9 protein-coding genes are annotated in these 18483 nt (G+C 65.7%); 4 read left to right on the forward strand and 5 right to left on the reverse strand.

Annotated features, from left to right (window positions below):
- Positions 1-65 precede the first annotated feature (65 nt).
- From ABFE16_00595 to ABFE16_00610, 4 genes are all read right to left on the reverse strand, one after another.
- Positions 66-812 carry a 4'-phosphopantetheinyl transferase superfamily protein gene (locus ABFE16_00595; protein ID MEN6343770.1) on the reverse strand — a complete coding sequence of 249 codons (747 nt, stop codon included), beginning with the start codon at positions 810-812 and terminating at the stop codon, positions 66-68.
- A gap of 27 nt (positions 813-839) precedes the next feature.
- Positions 840-4961: an amino acid adenylation domain-containing protein gene (locus ABFE16_00600; protein ID MEN6343771.1), complete on the reverse strand. Its 4122-nt coding sequence runs from the start codon at positions 4959-4961 to the stop codon at positions 840-842.
- Between the two features lie 78 nt (positions 4962-5039).
- The gene (locus ABFE16_00605) at positions 5040-8411 is read right to left on the reverse strand and encodes an amino acid adenylation domain-containing protein (protein ID MEN6343772.1); all 3372 of its coding nucleotides are present in this window, start codon (positions 8409-8411) and stop codon (positions 5040-5042) included.
- 79 nt (positions 8412-8490) lie between these two features.
- Positions 8491-10392: an AMP-binding protein gene (locus tag ABFE16_00610; protein ID MEN6343773.1), complete on the reverse strand. Its 1902-nt coding sequence runs from the start codon at positions 10390-10392 to the stop codon at positions 8491-8493.
- Between the two features lie 407 nt (positions 10393-10799).
- Here ABFE16_00610 and ABFE16_00615 point away from each other — a divergent pair, with 407 nt between their 5' ends.
- The 4 genes from ABFE16_00615 (at position 10800) to ABFE16_00630 (ending at position 16468) form a co-directional block, all read left to right on the forward strand.
- On the forward strand, positions 10800-12239 hold the full coding sequence (locus tag ABFE16_00615) for a TolC family protein (protein MEN6343774.1): 1440 nt from the start codon (positions 10800-10802) through the stop codon (positions 12237-12239).
- A 163-nt stretch (positions 12240-12402) separates the two neighbouring features.
- Entirely contained in the window at positions 12403-14481 is a 2079-nt protein-coding gene (locus ABFE16_00620; protein ID MEN6343775.1) for an efflux RND transporter periplasmic adaptor subunit, read from the forward strand.
- Complete coding sequence (locus ABFE16_00625; GenBank protein ID MEN6343776.1) at positions 14481-15239, forward strand: ABC transporter ATP-binding protein; 759 nt, start codon at positions 14481-14483, stop codon at positions 15237-15239. The genes ABFE16_00620 and ABFE16_00625 overlap by 1 nt, the downstream gene beginning before the upstream one ends.
- Positions 15236-16468, forward strand: a complete 1233-nt coding sequence (locus ABFE16_00630; protein ID MEN6343777.1) for an ABC transporter permease — start codon at positions 15236-15238, stop codon at positions 16466-16468. The genes ABFE16_00625 and ABFE16_00630 overlap by 4 nt, the downstream gene beginning before the upstream one ends.
- Before the next feature lie 95 nt (positions 16469-16563).
- Here ABFE16_00630 and ABFE16_00635 read toward each other — a convergent pair.
- The coding region (locus ABFE16_00635) for a polysaccharide lyase family 8 super-sandwich domain-containing protein (GenBank protein ID MEN6343778.1) at positions 16564-18483 on the reverse strand (1920 nt) is incomplete at its 5' end.

Genomic DNA, 18483 nt, shown 5'->3' on the forward strand with positions numbered 1-18483 from the left:
CGAGGCTGATTCGTCGCCGGTGTCCCTGCGGCCTTCCCCTGTGTGGGCCCTGGGTTACTGCGTCCTCACCGGGACTGCGCCTCAGGCGGCCACCAGCGGAACACCCAGGAGGGGTCCTCAGTCGCACAGGCCACGGCTGATAGATAGCCCGCTGCCGGTTCAAAGGAGACCAGCGACCAGGGACCGGAGTAGTGCGGCGGAAGGTGGAAGAAGGGTCGCGACGTCTCCGGGCAGATCTCGACCGCGAAGGAGTCCAGGGCACAGGAGAGCCCTTCGCCACAGGCCTTCACGAAGGCCTCCTTGCGCGTCCAGGTGGCGCAGAAAGCCCTGGCACGCTCGGGAGGCGGCAAGCTCGCCAGGGCTGCTGCCTCGGCCAAGGCAAAGAAGCGGGTGGCAACCTGCAGGTCGGTCTGGCCGTCGGAGATCGGCTCCACGTCGATGCCCACGGGGATCCCGTCAGTGACGGCGATCAGGGCCAGTTCACCTGCATGGGTGAGGTTGAAGTCCAGGGCCGTTGCATGTGCGCGGCTGTCCAGGAGAGGCTTTCCTTTGGGACTTCCCGCGAAGGTGACCGCAGAAGCCTCGATCCCTAGATATGCCGCCAACACCGAGCGCAGGAAGCAGTGCGACCGGACGTAGCGGCGACGATCACGGGGAAAGCGGAAGGCCTCGGCCCGGGCCAGTTCGGAGCTATCCAGCACCTCCTCCGGCGCCGGGACCGGATCGCCCTCCGTAAGGCGGAAGCCCCAGAGGTGAAGCTCGTCTGGGGCAGGAGACGGAAGGCTGAGGTCGGTTGTGGGTGTCGGCGACATCCTCGGTACTCCCTCGCTGCAAGCAGGCTATTGCGGCATCTGCTCCAGCCACTCCTCGACGGCAGCGATCAGGGCGTCAAGGTGAGGCGGCTCGAACATAGTGGCATGGTTGCCGGGCAGGAACCTCAGGTTCAGGTCGCCCGACACGAAGGGGCGCCATCCCAGGTCACGGCGGAAGCCGGTCAGCCAGGTCGTCTTCGCGGTGCGGAAGACGGTCATGTCTCCCGCGTAGGTCCCGGGGACGTAGGCGCGTGTCGCCTCGAAGTGGCGCAGCATCATGGCATGGCGTTCCGGCGGCGGCGGCGGATTCCAGTAGGCGAAGAAGGGCTCGCCTCGGTACTCCTCCCGACCGGCGAGGTGGCAGAGACGGGCGATCCGATGGCGGGCCCTGCCGAGTACATCGGCGCACCATCGAGCCCTGGTCTCCGGGGAGGTGCGCAGGAGTAACCACTTGGCGGTTCGTGCCAGGGTCAGAAGACGGCTGACGGCGAAGGCTGACCATAGCCGTGGATCCGCGGGCAGATGGTCGAACTCACCGACGGGTCGGTCCAGGAGCCCCAGATGGACCTCGTGCCTTCCGTGGGCCCGAAGTTGACGCGCCATCTCGAAAGCGATCAGGCCGCCGGAAGAGTAACCCAGCAGCGCGACCGGTCCCTCAGGACAGCGTGCCTCCAGTTCGGCCACATAGCTTGCGGCAATCTCCTCGATGCTGCCGAGGGGCTCGCGGAGACCGTCAATCCCCTGGGCCTCAAAGCCATACACGGGACGGTCGGGCGACAGTCGGCGGACGATCTGATAGAGCGTCAGGCAATCGCCGCCGATCCCATGAACCAGGAACAAGGGCGAGCTGTCGCCCTCGGCTCGCATTGTCACGAGGGGTGACCACTGGTGCTTCCCGGGATCCTCGCGCAAGGCCTGGGCGAGGCCCTCCAGAGTGGGAGACCTGAAGAGCGTGGACAGAGGCAGGCGGCGTCCGAACGTCTTCTCAACCTCCGCCAGCAGGCGCACCGCGAGCAGGGAGTGACCGCCCAGATCGAAGAAGTCGGCATGCACATCGACCGAGGAGAGCCCTAACAGTCGCTCCCAGATCTCGGCCAGACCTTCCTCCAGCGCATCGCGCGGACCGGCAGCAGCAGAAGGAGGAGCAGTTGCTGGAGCCGGCAGAGCCTGGCGGTCGACCTTGCCGTTCGCGGTCAGAGGCAGGTCCTTCAGGAGTACCACTGCCGAGGGGATCATGTACGCCGGAAGTCGCTGCTGGAGCTCGCTGCGGACCTTCTCCTGGGTCAGGTCCGCTCCCGGCTCGGTCGTCAGGTAGGCGACGAGGCGGCGCTCGCCCGGTGTGTCCTCCCGCAGCACCACGACGGCCTGCCGCACGTGCCTGAGCTCGGCCAGGGCTGCCTCGATCTCCGCCGGTTCGATGCGGAACCCACGCAGCTTCACCTGATTGTCGAGGCGTCCGAGGAAGTCCAGCGTCCCGTCGGGTAGCCACTTCACCAGGTCTCCCGTGCGGTACAAGCGTGCCCCTGGAGTGTCATCGAAGGGATTGGGGATGAACTCCTCGGCAGTCAACTCGGGACGATTCCAGTAGCCCTGCGCGAGCCCGTCGCCGCCCAGGTACGCCTCGCCGGGCACCCCGACGGGCACGAGGTTCTGATGGCTGTCCAGGACGTAGACCTCGGAGTTGGCCAGTGGTCGGCCGATGGGAAGGCTGTGAGCCTGTGGGGCGACCTGCGTCACGAGGTGCCAGGTGCTGAAGGTTGTGTTCTCCGTCGGCCCGTAGCCATTCACCATACGACGTGGTGGACCGGCAGCAAGAACCGCACGGGCGGCACGGGGATCAGCGGCCTCGCCCCCAAAGACAAGGTTGTCCAGACAGGAGAAGACGGCCGGGTCCTGCGCGGCGATCTCGTGGAACAGGGCAGTGGTGAGGAACAGGGTCCCGATCCGGCGGTCCGTGAGTGCCTGTGCCAGACGCTGTGGGTCCAGTGCGGTGTCGCGGTCGAGACCAACCAGACAGGCGCCGTTGAGCAGGGCGCCCCAGACCTCGAAGGTGCCGGCGTCGAAGGCGCAGTTGGAGGCCTGGGCGACGCGCATCCCCGGCCCGAGGCTGATGAAGTCGGTGTTGCACACCAGCCGGGTGATGCCGCGATGGGGGATCGCCACTCCCTTCGGCTGCCCCGTGGACCCGGAGGTGTACATCACGTAGGCCAGGTCCTCTGCAGAGCAGGCAGGAAGCGCTTCGGCAGGGACCTCGCCGGTAGACACGTCCTTGAGGTCCAGTAGCACCTGCGTGAGGTCGCGCTGTGGCAGTTGCGCAGTTAGGTGAGCGCTGGTGATGACCACCTGGGCGCCGGTGTCATCCAGGAGGAGGCCCAATCTCTGCGCAGGTGAGGCCGGGTCAAGCGGCACGTAGGCGGCACCGGCCTTGAGGATCGCGAGCCAGGCGACCACCATCTCGACGGAGGGCTCCAGCCACGTGGCAACCAGCGCTCCAGAGCCGACACCGAGACCGCGAAGCCGATGGGCCAGCGCCGTTGCCAAAGCCTCCAACTCGCGGTAACTCAGCGGCTCCTGCCCCGGGTACTCGACCGCCGGGGCGTCCGGGGTTCTCTCGGCCTGCCGCTGGAACAGCTTGTGCACGGATGCCTCTCGTGGGTACTCGGTACGCAGGCCCCGGGAGAGCTGGATAAGCTCCCGAGCTTCGGGCTCCTCGATCATGGGCAGTTGCGAGAGGTGGCAGTCCGGGTTGGCGACAGCGGCACGCAGCAGGTTGTGGTAGTGCTCGGTGAGCCTGCGCGCTGTCTCGGCCTCGAAGAGCGAGGTGCGGTACCGCATGTGGCAGCGAAGTGCCTCCGGCAGGGGCGTCAGTTCGCAGTATAGATCGAAGTTGGCGATGACGGCAGGCGGTTCAATCGCCTCGACGCGCACATCGGGGGCAAGCTGCATCGGTAAGGGCGAGTCGAGGCTCTGGAAGGAGGCCTGGAAGATCGGCGTGCGGCTCAGGTCGCGCTCGGGCTGCAGCTCCTCGACGAGCTTCTCGAAGGGCAGGTCCTGGTGGGAGTAGGCGGCCAGCGCAGTCTCCCGTATGCGCCCCAGTAGCTCGCGGAAGGTCGGGTCGCCGGAGAGGTCTACCCGCAGCGGCAGCATGTTCACAAAGAACCCGACCAAGGGCTCGACCTCAGGCGAGTTGCGCCCCGCGATCGGGCAACCGATGATGAGGTCCTCCTGGCCACTGTAGCGGCTCAGGAGCACACAGAACACCGACAGCGACAGCATGAAGCCCGTAGCATCCGACTGGGCGGCCACAGAGACGGCCTCATCCCACAACTGGCGCGGCAGCATCTGGACATGGAAGCCGCCGTTGTGTTCAAGCGCTGCCGGTTGTGGATGGTCGGTTGGCATCTGCAGGACGGGCAAGGGGCTCGCCAGGTTTTCGCGCCAGTACGCCACTTGCTGCTCCAGCGTCTCGCCCGTCAGCCATCCGCGTTGCCACTGGGCGAAGTCACCGTACTGGATCGGCAACGCGGGCAGGTCTGGCTCGCGGCCTGAGGCTAGCGCCTGGTAGGCCTCGGACAACTCTCGCCAAAGCACTCCCAGCGACCAACCGTCGAAGACCGTGTGGTGTACCGAGAGGAGCAGCACATGCTCCTGGGGCGCAGTCCGCAGGAGCTGGACGCGCAGGAGCGGTCCGTGGGTGAGATCAAAGGGCCGAGGGCGCTCCGCCACCAGCAGTTGCTGGAGGGTCTCCCCTCGCTCCTCCTCGGGAAGCTGAGAGAGGTCCCGGGTCTCGTAGGACCAGGCCTCCGGCGCCAGAATCACCTGTACCGGCTCGCCCTTGCGCTCGTGGAACACGGTGCGCAGGACCTCATGGCGCTCAACGATCCTCGCCAAGGCCTCTCGCAGGGCCTTGGTGTCCAGGGGACCCAGGAGGCGGGTTAGGCGGGAGATGCTGTACAGGGGCGTATTGGGTTCGAGAGTCTCCAGGAACCAGAGTCGCTGCTGCGCGAAGGAGAGCAACAGCGGAGCGTCTGGATCGCGGGGCGGAATCGTGGCAGCAGGCCGGCCACCGCGCCGCCGGAGCAAGGCACGTTCCAGCGCCGCCCTCTGAGCGGGCGTCAGACCTGCGAGTCGGTCATCCAGGGAGGACATGGGTTCAGGATACCGGGCACGTCAAGAGACCGGGTCTGGGTCAGTCGGCAGGTCACGTGGTCGGGTGAGCGAGGTCCGTCACAGAACCGGATCGCCCTCGGACGCCTCCACCGTGTCTAGCAGGTCGGCGAGTTCGCCTTCCTCCGTCTGGGCCATGAGCTCGCGGGTCAGTTCCCGAGACAGCCCTGCCACGGTCGGCGTCTCGAACAGCGTACGCAGCGGTAACTCAAGGCCGATGTCCTTGCGGATCCGGAGCATCACTCGGACGGCGGCCAGGGAGTGCCCGCCCAGGTCGAAGAAGCTATCATGCACGCCGACACGGTCCAGCCCGAGCACCTGCCCGAAGGCGTCCGCAACGAGCTCCTCCACCGGCGTCCGGGGCGGTTCATAGCCGACCTCCAGCGCCGGACGGGTCTGCTCCGGTGGCGGCAGAGCTTCACGGTCCACCTTGCCGCTGGAGTTCAGCGGAAGGCGCTTGAGGAACACAAAGGAGCTTGGGATCATGTAGTCGGGCAGACGCTGTGCGAGTGACTGCCGCAGTTTCGTTACCGTCGGCGAGGTCCCCGGCGCCGGCACGAGGTAGCCGACGAGAGTCCGTTCGGTGCCTGGCTCTCCCCAGACTGCCGCAACCGCCTGGGTCACCTCCGGAGGGTCTAGCAGCGCCGCTTCCACCTCGCCCAGCTCGATGCGGAAGCCACGGACTTTGACCTGCTGGTCGAGCCGACCAAGGATGTCAAGGTTGCCGTCGGGCAGCCAGCGCACGAGGTCACCCGTCCGGAAGAGACGGGAAGTCGGGTCGTCGCTGAAGGGATTGGGAAGGAAGCGTTCGGCGGTCAGCTCCGGCTGGTTCAGGTAGCCGCGGGCCAGCCCATAGCCGCCGATGTAGAGCTCCCCCGGAACCCCGATCGGTGTCGGGCGACCGCGCCTGTCGAGAACGTACATGGTCCGGTTCGCCAAGGGCCGGCCGATCGGCACACGAAGCACCGGACCCTCAGCGCCGAAGTCCGGTGGGAGATAGACCGCCATGGCCTTGATCGTCGTCTCGGTCGGTCCACAGGCGTTCATCAGGCGTATGTGGTCCAGTGGCAGCTCACGCCACTTGCGCAGTGTATCCGGGGGCATCACATCGCCGCCGAGGTTGATCCGGCGCAGAGGCATCCCGGTCAGCCGTTCAGGGCCCTGCGCCCAGTCTTCGAGCAGTTGCCGCCAGAAGACCGGGGTGATGTGCAGGTGGGTGATGCCGTGCTCGAAGATCTGCGGCAGGTAATCCGAGACACGCCACCGGCGAGTGTCCGGGAGGACGATCCGCGCGCCGACCGTCAAGGGTCCGAGAATCTGCTCGAGGGACGGGTCGAAGGTGGGTGGCATGAACTGCAGGATGCAGTCGCTCTCGTCCAGTGGGAAGAGGTGAGCCACAGCCCGGCAGTGGTCGGCAATCGCCTGGTGGGAGATCATGACGCCCTTGGGCCGACCCGTGGAGCCGGAGGTGTAGATCAGGTAGGCCAGGTTGTCCCGAGTGACGCGGCAGGGCGGGTTGACGTCGGTCTCGTCGGCAAGACCATCGTCACCGGTGAGAGGCAGCACCTGCGAGTGAAGGCGACTGGCCAGGGCCTGATGCTCTGCGACGGTGACGATCACCTCTGCCCTGGTGTCAGAGAGGAGGAAGCGGAGACGCTCCAGGGGCCAGACTGGGGCGACGGGAAGGTAGACGCCGCCGGCCTTGAGTACCCCCAGCAGGGCGACGACGAGATCCGTGCAGCGTTCCATCAGCACAACCACGGGCACCTCGGGCCCTACTCCGAGAGCCTGGAGACGGTGCGCAAGCCGGTTCGCCCGACGGTTGAGGTCGGCATAGGTGACAGTCTCGCCCTCGTAGATCAGGGCCACAGCTTCGGGCCGCCGCCTCACCTGATCCTCGAAGCTCTGGACGACGAGTGCCTTGTCTCCGAAGTCGACGGCGGTGTCGTTCCACTCGACCAGGATCTGGTGGCGCTCCTTCTCCTCCATGATCGGCAGGTCCCAGATGCCTGCCTCCGGCCTGGCAAGGACCCCACGGAGGAGTGTCGCGAAGTGACTGCAGAGCCTGTGGAGGGTGTGGGCCTGGAACAGGTCGGTGCTGTAGTTCGCCACCAGGGACAGGCCGGAGGGCTGAGGTGTGACGGAGGTCGCCAGCTCGAACCGTGCGACGCCGGGGTCGTAATCGTACTGCTCGACGCGTAGGCCCTCCGCGCGCACCCTGGGCCTGGGAACATTGCGAAGCTGGAACATGGCCTGGAACACCGGCGAGCGACTGAGGGTGCGTGCAGGTTGCAGTTCCGCCACCAGCCGTTCAAAGGGGAGCTCCTGGTTGGCGTAGGCGGAGAGACAGGTTTCCCTGACTTGCGCCATCAGCTCAAGGAAGGTCGGTGTGCCGGTCAGGTCGAGGCGCAGGGCGAGAGTGTTGACGAAGAAGCCCAGGAGCCCCTCGGTCTCGAGCATCTGCCTGCCGGCGACCGGGACACCGATGACGACGTCCTCCAGCCCGGTGTGGCGAGAGAGGAGCACGCCATAGGCTGCCAGGAGCGTCATGAAGAGCGTGCAGCCGTGAGCCGACCCCAACTCGCCCAGAGCCTGCGACACGTCTGCGTCGAGGTGCATCGACTCCTGAGCGCCACGTGAGGATGGCTGAGCGGGACGCGGGTAGTCGATGGGCAGTTCGAGGACCGGAAGATCACCGGCGAGGTGCTGCTTCCAGTGCTCAAGCTGCCGGGCAAGGTCCTCGTCCTGGAGCCTTCGGCGCTGCCAGGCTGCATAGTCACCATACTGGATCGGCAGAGGGCTGAGAGACGGACACCGGCCATGGCTCAAGGCGTGGTACGCTTGGTCGAACTCAGCCAGGAGCACGCCCATGGACCAGTCGTCAAAGGCGATGTGGTGCACGGCCCAGAACAGGATATGGTCGTCGGGCGCAAGACGGACCAGGAGCGGATGGTACAGCGGCCCTCGCGCGAGATCGAAGGGTGCAAGACCGTTCTCGACGCCCAGGCGGAGGGCTTCGGCTTCACGCTGGTCGGAGGGTAGCCCGGACAGGTCAACCAGAGGCACCTGCACCGCTGCCTCCGGGGCGATCGTCTGTGTCGGATGCCCGTCAAGGGACGCAAAGGACGCCCGCAGCACGTCATGGCGCTGCACGATCAGGCTGACCGTCGCATCAAGGAGACGAGGCTCAAGTGATCCACGCAACCGCAGAGCCCTCTGCGACCGGTAGGCGGGCGAATCAGGCTCCAGTTGCTCGAGAAACCACATCCGCTCCTGCCCGAAGGACAGTGGCGGGTGCTGACGGTCAGCCACACGGTCGATTGCCACCGGCGGCGCAGCCGCCGCCCGTCGCAGGCGCTGCAGCAAGGCCTGCCGTGTATCCAGCGGGCGAGATGCCCCGTCGATGCCTTTGCCCGGTCGATCTTCACTCATTCAGGCTCTCCCATGTACCACTGAAAACACAGGGAACTTCGGTCCGTGCCGGCTAGACCCTTGCGTCCCCCAGGGGCTGCTAACTCGACGTCCGGTCGGGGTCCTCGGCGAGCACCTCGGCCAGGAGCATTCTGGTGATCATCTCCGCCTGGCCGGGGAGCGTGGGGTGATCGAAGAGGCTGCGAAGGGTTACCTGAAGGCCAAAGGTCGCACGGTAGCGTGCGGCCAGACGGGTGGCCTTGAGCGAATCGCCTCCCTGCTCGAAGAAGCTGCGATCGGGGTCCGGCTCCGGTGTTCCCAGGACCTCCTCCCACATCGCGGCCATCAAAGCCTGCGCCGCTGCGCAGGTCTCACTCAGGGCCTCGGGGTCGTCCTCCAGGTCGAGTGGCACTTCGGGCGTCTGCGGGGTCAGCAAGTGTCCGAGCTTGTCCGCGAGGCCGATCCTCTGCAGCTTCCCGGTGGCACCGCGCGGCAGTTCGTCGACCAGAATCACCTCGCGCGGAACCTTGTAGTCGGCGAGCTGCCTGGCGGCGAAGATCACGAGCTCGTCCGGGTCTGGGTGGGAGCCCTCGCGCGGGACCACGGCCGCCACGATATCCTCGCCGAGGATCTCGTCGGGCACGGCGAAGGCGATGGCCTGGGAGACCTCCGGGTGAGCGGTCAATACGTCGTCAATCTCGCGAGGCGCGACCTTCTCGCCTCCGCGATTGATGAGCTCCTTGAGGCGCCCGGTGAGGTAGTAGTAACCGTCCTCGTCACGGTAGCCCTGGTCGCCGGTATGGAACCACCCTCCGGTGAAAGAGGACGCGTTGGCTGCGGGGTTGCTCTCATAGCCGGAGGTGATCGTCTCTCCGCGAGCCACGACCTCGCCGATGTCGTTGGGTCCTAACAGTCGACCCTCCTGGTCCATGTCCATGATGGCCAACTCGGTGCCGGTGGGAAGGCCGACAGATCCCGGCTTGCGCGGACCCGGTGGCAGCGGATTGCAGGCCATCAGGTGGGTTGCCTCGGTCATTCCGTAGGCCTCGAGCACCGGGACAGCGAAGGTCTGCTCCAGTTGACCGAGTACCGAAGGCGGAAGTGGCGCCGAGCATGAGCGAAGGAAGCGTAGCGGACGACGGGCGATGACCTTGCGGTGTGCAGGCGCAGCACCCAGTATGGCCTGGTGGATTGTCGGGACGGCGGTGTACCAGGTGGGCGCCAGGGCGTCCATCCAGCCGAAAAACTCCGCGGCCGATGGCCCCGGCGCACAGATCACGCTGCCCCCGACACAGAGCGAGGACAGCAAGGCGCCAATCAGACCGTGGACATGGAACAGGGGCATGACATTGAGGCAACGGTCGGCGCCGGTGAGCTCAAGGGCCCTGGCGACACCGCGCATCGCACCGGTGAGATTGGCCTGCGAAAGCGGCACGATCTTCGGGCGGGCCGTGGTTCCGGAGGTATGCAGCGCCAGTGCCACGTCCTGGGCGCAGACCGGACCGGGAAGAGCTGCCGCGCCGAAGGGCTCGGCTTCCAGACGGAAAGCGCCGCAGCCCTGCTCCGGCTGTGGGTGCAGTTCGATCGCGGGAAGGCCCAGTGCCCTGGCGACGTCTCGAGCCGGAGAAGGGACTCCAGCCTGCACAACCACAGTCTTCACACCGAAGTCGGTGAAGGCGAACTCGAAGTCCTCCTCGCGGTAGCGCGGGTTGAGAGGAGCGCAGGTGGCTGCGGCACAGAAAGCGATGAAGGCAGCCGCCATCTCAGGACCGTTGGGCAGAACCAGCGCCACCCGGTCCTGGCGACCAAGGCCGAAGGTCTTGCAGGCTGCAAGGGTCTCGGTGACCTGCCTCCCGAGGCCTTCGTAGGTGAGAGGAGAAGCACCGGGTGCCAGCAGAGCGGGCCGGTCGGGAGTTGCCTGGATATGCGGCAGAAGGACCTCGTGTAGCGTCTGCGGAACAGTCAGATTGGGAGTACAATGCGGTGTGCTGGTATCGACCATGACGTCTCCTGCGGAAGGCCTGACCCTCTGTCGGGTGTGTTGCGAGGGGTGGACGATGGCCAGGGCGGTTTTGCTCCTGAGGCGTTCGGACCTGTGCTTGGAGCCTGTGTTCCCGATGTTGCCGTCTGCCACCTTCGTGCGCTCTCCACGTCCAGATCGCGCGATAGCGTGGACCTGCGGGTCGCGAGGAGCCCGGGGAGGTCTGCACGCCGGGGAGTGTCTGGCACACTGTGAACCCCAGAGCGCCTGGTTCGTCAATGCACAGCAGGGGGTCGCTCTGTCCCTCGGTTTGGGCAGGAAGGAAGCTGCAGGGCGGGCGGGGAATCAGGACTAGGATTGGTTCCCCCGCCTTCTTGTCGTGTCCGTCTCTGACGCACCTAGTCGTGTTTCCGAATGGAGTGTAGCCGATGTTAGCAATTGAGGTCATAGCGGCTGACCTTTCAGCAGTCTCAGCCCCGGTCAAGGCGCCTGTGCTCGGCAGTCGGGGTCGTCCTGTCGCCCCAGCCGCGGCCGGTGTCCTCGCAGTGATGGTCGTGGCGCTCCTTCTGGCTCCGTGCCTGGCCGCATGGTCCGAGACGCCCGCAGTGACGCTCCCCCAGGGCGTCGACCTCAACAAGCCCCTCTCCCTTGTTGATGCGGTCCGGGTTGCGATAGCCAACAGCCCCAGGCTGCCGATCGCTACGGAGACCGCCAAGCGAGCGGAGGCCTCGGCCGTTCAGGCACGAGCGGCGAAGCTTCCGGAGTTGACCGCGGGCTACGACTGGGCAACCGGCGAGACTGCCGCCGCCCGTCACCGCAGCACCTCTCACACCCTCGCCCTTGAGCTGAACCAGACCTTCTACCAGAGCGGCCTGAAGGAGAGCATCCGTGCCGCCGAAGAGAGTGCGAAGGTCTCCTGGCACGGCGTGGCAGATACGCAGCGCCAGTTGATCCTGGATGTGGCGACGGACTACTACGCGGCGCAGGCCGCGCTGGCGTACGTGCAGGTGTCGCGGCGTTCGGTGATGTCCTCGCGTCAGCACCTCGATGCGGTCGAAGCGCGCATCGAGCAAGAGCTCGCGGCCAAGGCAGACCGCTATGCCTTTGACGTGGAATTGGCGCAGGCCCAGGTACAGGCCATCTCGGCGGAAAACCAGGCAGAAGTGGCCCTGAACGCCCTGAAGACCGTCATGGGACTTCCGGCAGATCAGCCCCTGCAGCTCGCCGACACCCTGGGACGGCCGGTGAAGCCCGAGCGGCTGCCGGACCTGGTCGCGCAAGCTTACGCAGCGCGTCCCGACATCCGCCAACTCGAAGGACAGGTGGAGGTTGCGCGTCAGAACCTGCGGATCGCCCAGATCAACCGTCGTCCGGTGGTCAGTGCCGGTGGCAGCGCGGGCTACGGTGACTACAACGGCGACACCGATGACAAATGGCAGGTGCAGGTCGGCGTGTCCCTGCCTCTGTATGATGGTGACTTCACCAGGGCCAAAGAGAACAGCGCGCGCTCGGCTCTGACCATCGCCGAGGAGAACCTGCGGCAGGCGAAGATCGAGATCAGCGCCGAAGTCGAGCGCAGCTATCGGAACGCGATCCTATCGGACGCGCGGATTGACGCCGCCGATGCGGCAGCGAAGTCAGCGCAGACGAGCCTGGATGCGGCCCAGGGCAAGTACCTGGAAGGGCTGGCGAACGTGGTGGAGGTCACCGATGCGGAGTTGCGCCTGCGCGAAGCAGATGTGGCGCTGGTCCAGGCGCAGTACGACTACAACTCGGCTCTGGCAGCACTTCGGGCTGCCCTCGGACAAGCTGCCGCGCCGGGGACCGAGAAGCTGATCACCGGCAGTCCCGCTCCGGCTTCGAAGTAGAGTACCTCCGGCCGGCTCGTCTTGATGACGGCCACGCTGAACCGCAGACATCCTGATACCCCTGAGTTGTCCGGAGGGCCCCGGGCAGAGGATCGCCCATGGGCCGACGTGGTGTTCGTCCTCTTCCCAGAAGGCGGACGCTCGAGGCGAAAGGAATCCACAGATGGCCGCTGAAGAGATACTCCCCCCGCCGAACAACAACCGAAACACGCTGCGGCGCTGGATCGTGCGGATTGTGGTGGTCGTGGTGGTTGCGGCCGTCGTCGTGGGCCTGGTCATCGTCAAGAAGCGTCGCGCTTCTGAGGCGGAGATGGCGGCCATCAGTACGGAGAAGGTGACCCGGGGGTCGATCCTTGAGACGGTATCGGCTACGGGAGTGATTGCTGCCGAGACGGGCGCCCAGGTGAAGATTGGCTCCCAGATTAGCGGGCGCATCAAGAAGCTGTACGCCGATATTGGCGACCGTGTGGAGGCCGGGCAGGTCGTCGCTGAGATCGATGCGCCGGACCTCGAGGCAAACCTCGAGAGTTCACGGCGCAACGCCGCCGCTCAGAGCGCCAAGTACTTGCAGCAGTTGCAGGGCGCGCCGATGCAGCACACGCAGCTCATCAGCGCCTTTGAGCAGGCCTCGGAGTCCTTGCGACGCTCGGAGGCGGACAAGCAGCGTTCGGATGCCGCCCTGGCATCGGCTGAGAGCAAGCTGAAGAGCGCCATCGCCGCCCAGACGGGAGCCTACGCTCGGCTGCGTGAAGCCGAAGCCAGGGTCCGGTCGGCAAGGGCTGCCGTGCCCCTGCAGAGCACCCAGACGACGGCCGAGATCGACCGTGCCAAGGCAGCAGTGAACGTGGCTGCGGCGAATCTGCAGCAGGTTGAGAAGAGCGCGAACCTGGAGATCGCCAATGCTGTGGCTGCCCTAAAGCAGGCGCAGTCCAACGCCGCCCTGTCCGCTCTGACCCTCAAACGTCAGCAGGCGCTCGTGGGCAAGGGCTATGTGTCCGGTGCCGAGGTGGACAGTGCTCGGACCGACAGCGAAGTCAAGGCTCAGGCCGTGCAGACGGCCCAGGCGAATGTGGACCTGGTCAAGGAGAAGGTCGCGGCGGAAGTTCCGACCGCCCAGGAGCAGTTGGGCCAGGCCAAGGCATCCCTCACTGCGGCCCAGGCAGGCAGCTACCAGGACTTGATGAGCTCGGAGTCGCTGCGCACTGCCGAAGCGAGCATGGAGGACGCGGTCTCCTCGATAGCGCAGGCCAAGCAGACGGTGGCGTCGGGGCAGTCGGACATTGACTCGGCGAAGGCTGCGATCACGGCGTCCGAAGCGGATGTGCGCAGTTCGCGAGCGGCCCAGCAGACCGCCCTCGCGAACCTCACCCAGGACAAGCTCAAGCAGCAGGACATCAAGGCGGCCTACGAGGCCAAGCGCCAGTCGGAGTCGCAGGTCAAGTACCAGGAGGCCCAGTACTCGAAGAGCTACATCCGCAGCCCCTTCAGCGGCATGGTGGTCTCCCTGGCGCAGCAAGAGGGCGAGACGGTGGCCGCAGGTCTGTCGGCGCCGACCTTGATTGAGGTCGTCGACCTTGAACGGCTTGAGGTGGACGCCTACGTGGACGAGACAGACATCGGCCAGGTGAAGGTCGGTCAGGAGGCGGAAGTCACTGTCGACGCCTACCCCAAGAAGACCTTCAAGGGCCAGATCACGAAGGTTGCCTCTTCGGCCACCAAGACGGAAAACGTGGTTACCTATCTTGTGAACGTCAAGATCGAAAAGGGCGGAGAGGGGCTGCTAAAGCCCCAGATGACGGCCAACGTCACGATCACCGTCACCCGCAAGGATGGTATTGTTCTCGCGCCCAATGAGGCGGTCAAGCAGCAGAAAGCAGGCACCCAGGCGGTCGTCCTGAAGGGTGGCAAGCCGGAGGTTCGAACGCTTGAGATCGGGATGACGGACGGCGACAACACCGAGATCGTTTCCGGACTGCAGGAGGGTGAAGAGGTCGTGGTGGCCGGCTGGGACAAGCTCGGGATCGAGGACTTCGCCAGCACACGCAAGCCTGGGTTCATGAACCGCACGCCCTTCGGTACGACTAGCTCGCGGCAGACCACAGGCGGCGGTGCAGCCGGTGCGGGTGGTGCAGCCGGTGCGGGTGGCAGAAGCGGTGCCGGAGGCGGGGGCGGAGGCGGTGCAGCCGGCCGCGGTCGTGGTGGTAGCGGTGGTGGAGCTAGTCGCGGAGGTGGCGGGTCCTAATGGGCGTTATTAGTGTGCGGGACGTGACCCGGGTGTACGCGCTTGGCGAGGTCGCCGTGCGTGCACTCAGGGGTGTGAGTCTGGAGATCGATAAGGGCGAGTTCGTCGCTATCACCGGCCCTTCAGGCTCCGGCAAGAGCACGATGATGCATATCCTGGGGTGCCTGGACACCCCGTCTTCGGGCTCCTATGTTCTGGACGGCGTGGAGGTTGCGACCCTCAACGACCGGGAACTGGCGAAGACCCGGAGCCTGAAGATCGGCTTCGTGTTCCAGCAGTTCAACCTCCTGCCGCGGACGACGGCGCTGGACAATGTGGAACTGCCTCTGTTGTACAACGGTGGTGGTGAGAGGCAACAGCGCGCTGCGGAGGCGCTGCGGCGTGTGGGGCTTGGCGACCGACTGTACCACCTCCCGAACCAGCTCTCGGGCGGGCAGCAACAGAGAGTCGCCATTGCACGGGCGCTGGTCAACAGCCCCTCGCTCCTGCTCGCAGACGAGCCGACCGGGGCTTTGGCCACACTGCAGAGCGAGGAGATCATGGCTCTGTTCCAGGAGCTCAACGACGCGGGGATCACCGTTGTGATGGTCACTCACGAGCCTGACATTGCCCGGCACGCTAAGCGCATCGTCCGCTTCCGCGACGGCCGCATTGTCGGTGATGCTCCGGTGGTTGATCGGCTGCGGGCGCAGGGCTTGCTGGAGGAGCTTCTGAAGGATCCGATGCTGAAAGCGGACAACGGTGGTGGGATGCAATGAGTGTGTGGGAGAGCATCCGCATTGCCTTGCGAGCCCTGCGCAGTAACAAGATGCGCACGGCGCTCACGATGCTGGGTATCATCATCGGCGTGGCGGCGGTCATTGCTATGGTCGCCCTCGGACAGGGTGCTGCCAAGAAGATCCGCGAGCAGTTCGAGTCGATGGGCACCAACCTGCTGGTCGTCCGGGCGGGGAGCCCGATGCGTCGCATGGGTCCCTCTGGTGGGTCAAGCAGGAATACGCTCATGCCCTCCGACTCCGAGGCGATCGTCCGCAAGTTCAAGGGGACCATTGCCATGGCCTCGCAAGTGTGCCGGGGCAATGGAGACGTGAAGCTTGGCAACACCACCTGGACAACCTCCATCGTCGGGGCGACCCCCGAGTACGAGACCGTGGCCAAGATGCCCGTGGAGGAGGGGCGCTGGCTGACCGATCAGGAGGAGAAGGGCCGGCAGCGCACCGTACTGGTGGGACGAACGGTCATCGAGAAGCTCACCGGGGACCGTTACGCCAGCATTGTCGGTAGGGACGTGCTGATCCTGCGGACTCGCTTCCAGGTGGTCGGGGTCCTGAAGGAGAGAGGCGCCGGCGGGTTCGGCCAGGACCAGGACGACCTGCTGATCGTGCCGTGCAACACTGCGATGCGTCGGCTGTTCAACCGCACCAGCCTGAGCGAGATCGACATCAGTTGCCGCACTCAGGGGGACACCGCGCTGGCTACCGAGCAGGTGGTCTCGCTCCTGCGGGATCGCCACAAGCTGCGGCCGCCCTTCCCGGACAACGACGACTTCAGCGTTCGCAGCCAGGCGCAGATGCTTGAGGCGAGTGCCGAGAGCTCGCAGACCATGACCTCGCTGCTCGGCGGCATTGCCCTCGTCTCGCTGCTCGTGGGCGGCATCGGCATCATGAATATCATGCTGGTGTCGGTTACCGAACGAACGAGGGAGATCGGGATCCGCAAGGCAGTCGGCGCGACCAGTCACCACATCCTGATGCAGTTCATGATCGAGTCCCTGGTGATCGCGGTTATCGGCGGTCTCACTGGAATCGCCCTTGGGGTGGGAACGGTGCTCATCATCTCCAATGCCCTGGGCTGGGACGCGCTCATCCAGACCTCCTCGGTGGTGCTGTCTGTGGTCGTCTCGGGCGCAGTGGGTGTGTTCTTCGGCATCTACCCTGCCTACCGCGCCGCCAACCTGAACCCCATCGACGCCCTGCGGTTCGAGTAGTCCAAAGCAGCGCGCTTGCATCCAGACACAAAGGAGGGGCTCCCGCCGGAAGGCAAGAGCCCCTTTTCGCTTCTCCGGGGTATCTCGAGTCCAGACTACTGGGGAGCCAGAAGCCTGAAGCGCACGGGCATGTTGTAATCGGTGGGGACGACGACGAGGGTACTGGCCTGCTCCGCCAAGAGAGCGCTACCCTCCGGAAGCTCACCGGCGCTCCACACCCCACTCAGCCGCAGGAGGTACGGGTCGGTTCGCGCGATATCCGAGGAGGCGACACTGACCTCGAGGCCTCCCTCCACAGGTCTGACCATCACCACGCAGGGACGTCCCGCTGCCAGCAGGGGCCCTTCGCCGGGAAGCGCCTCGCCCGTCTCGAAGAGAACATAGGCGGTCGTCTCGGTTGCACGATCGTAGAGGATATGGGCGCGAGAGTCGGCGGCGAGGAGGCGGTACGGAGCGGTCTGTTCCTTCTCCATGTCGCGGGCGAGCTTGCCCATAGCCTCCGGGGTCGTCTCGACCAGCAGGCTGTACACTGCGCGCCCGTTCTCCGGGCGGGTGCCATGCTCGAAGTAGGCCTTCGCGAAGTCGCCCTTTGAGGGCGTGAAGTACTTCGCGTTGTCCTCGAGCTTCTTCTCGCGGAACCGCTGGGTACGAATATCGATGATTGGATCGTCTTGCTTGTCCTTGAGGTAGCGGTGGAGCAGGTAGGTCCACTCCTGTGGACCTCGGCGGACCTGCAGGGGCGGTCCTCCGGCGTGCACGTAGTAGCCGTTCCGCTGGCTATCCAGGAGCCAGTGAGCGCGGCCGTCGGTGAGGCGCAGGTCGGTGGCAAGGCCGGTCTGGCTCTCGCCATCCACCCAGGTCCTCTCCTCAGGCGTGGCCATCGCGCATTGGTAGAGAGTCGTGTCGCAGGGGCGGTCCTGGGTGCTCTTGATGTCCGTGGTGATCGACGTGACGCGGTTGCCGAAGAAGAACCAGGAGCGCCGGAAGGACACGTCGCGGCCCTCGAAGTCCATGCCCCAGGCACCGTCCTGATCCAGCGCGGTGCCTCCGGCGAAGGGCTTGGAGTTGCCGTACATGGTGTAGCCGTCGAACATCTCCTGCTGCGGGCGGACCAGGGAAGTGGCTCCCGGCCAGTGGCACCAGTCCCACCCGTCATAGCGCCAGCCACTGGCCTCGCCCGAAACGGGATTGCCGCTTGACTGCACCAGCAGTGAACCGTTGCGAGCGTAGCGGCCGTAGTTGTTGTTCTCCATCCAGCCGTAGATCTCCAGCCCGCGCCAGAACTTCACCATGCCCACACCCGCGACCAGCCAGTTGTCGCGTCGATGGAGCGCAGCGGCGGCGCCGTTGAAGGTCCAGTGGCCGGTGAGCGTCAGAGGCTTGATGCCCCTAGCCGTTAGCTCGGCCACCCGCGGGTCCGTCGGGTTGCTGCAGTGCAGCAGGAACAGCCCGGCCATCTCGGGATCGAGCGCGGCCGACCCATCCGGCGTGCCACTGATCGCCAGGGCATAGGCCAGCTCGGCGAAGTTGTAGTCCATCGGCACTCCTGCACGGCCGAGCAGGTTAGCAGGCATCGAGTACTTATCGCAGGCGAAGGCATTGGCATACACGTAGGTCTTGAGTCGCTGCATGGCGCCCATGCTGAGGCGCAGGAACGTCGGAGCGAAGTCGCGGGCGAAGTAGAGGATCGTCGGCATCGAGTAGGACGCATAGGCGAAGTGATGCATCCAGTGATGGTAGGCAGTGCCGTCCGGGCCGACGGTGGTGTTGTTCGTCAGGACAGTGTCGAGGTGGTACTTGAAGGCCTGCAGGCGCTGCAGACGCTCACTCTCGTCGGGCAGCATCAGCATCAAGGCGGGGTAGTTGCGGTTGAAGCACTGGAAGGCGTCCATGTTGGACGAAGGGTTCTGGACGAAGACGTCGCCGTGCAGCGCCGCCATTGACCAGCAGACACCCAGTGCCACGTCGCGCAGCAGTCCCTCCTCGGCGAGGACATCCCGCATTGCCATGAAGAT

The sequence above is a fragment of the Armatimonadia bacterium genome (assembly GCA_039679385.1).
In the GTDB taxonomy this organism is placed as follows: domain Bacteria; phylum Armatimonadota; class Zipacnadia; order Zipacnadales; family JABUFB01; genus JAJFTQ01.

Coding starts and splice junctions, on each gene's coding strand:
- ABFE16_00595 (MEN6343770.1), bottom strand. CDS start 812: ATGTCGCCGACACCCACAACCGACCTCAGCCTTCCGTCTCCTGCCCCA.
- ABFE16_00600 (MEN6343771.1), bottom strand. CDS start 4,961: ATGTCCTCCCTGGATGACCGACTCGCAGGTCTGACGCCCGCTCAGAGG.
- ABFE16_00605 (MEN6343772.1), bottom strand. CDS start 8,411: ATGAGTGAAGATCGACCGGGCAAAGGCATCGACGGGGCATCTCGCCCG.
- ABFE16_00610 (MEN6343773.1), bottom strand. CDS start 10,392: ATGGTCGATACCAGCACACCGCATTGTACTCCCAATCTGACTGTTCCG.
- ABFE16_00615 (MEN6343774.1), top strand. CDS start 10,800: ATGTTAGCAATTGAGGTCATAGCGGCTGACCTTTCAGCAGTCTCAGCC.
- ABFE16_00620 (MEN6343775.1), top strand. CDS start 12,403: ATGGCCGCTGAAGAGATACTCCCCCCGCCGAACAACAACCGAAACACG.
- ABFE16_00625 (MEN6343776.1), top strand. CDS start 14,481: ATGGGCGTTATTAGTGTGCGGGACGTGACCCGGGTGTACGCGCTTGGC.
- ABFE16_00630 (MEN6343777.1), top strand. CDS start 15,236: ATGAGTGTGTGGGAGAGCATCCGCATTGCCTTGCGAGCCCTGCGCAGT.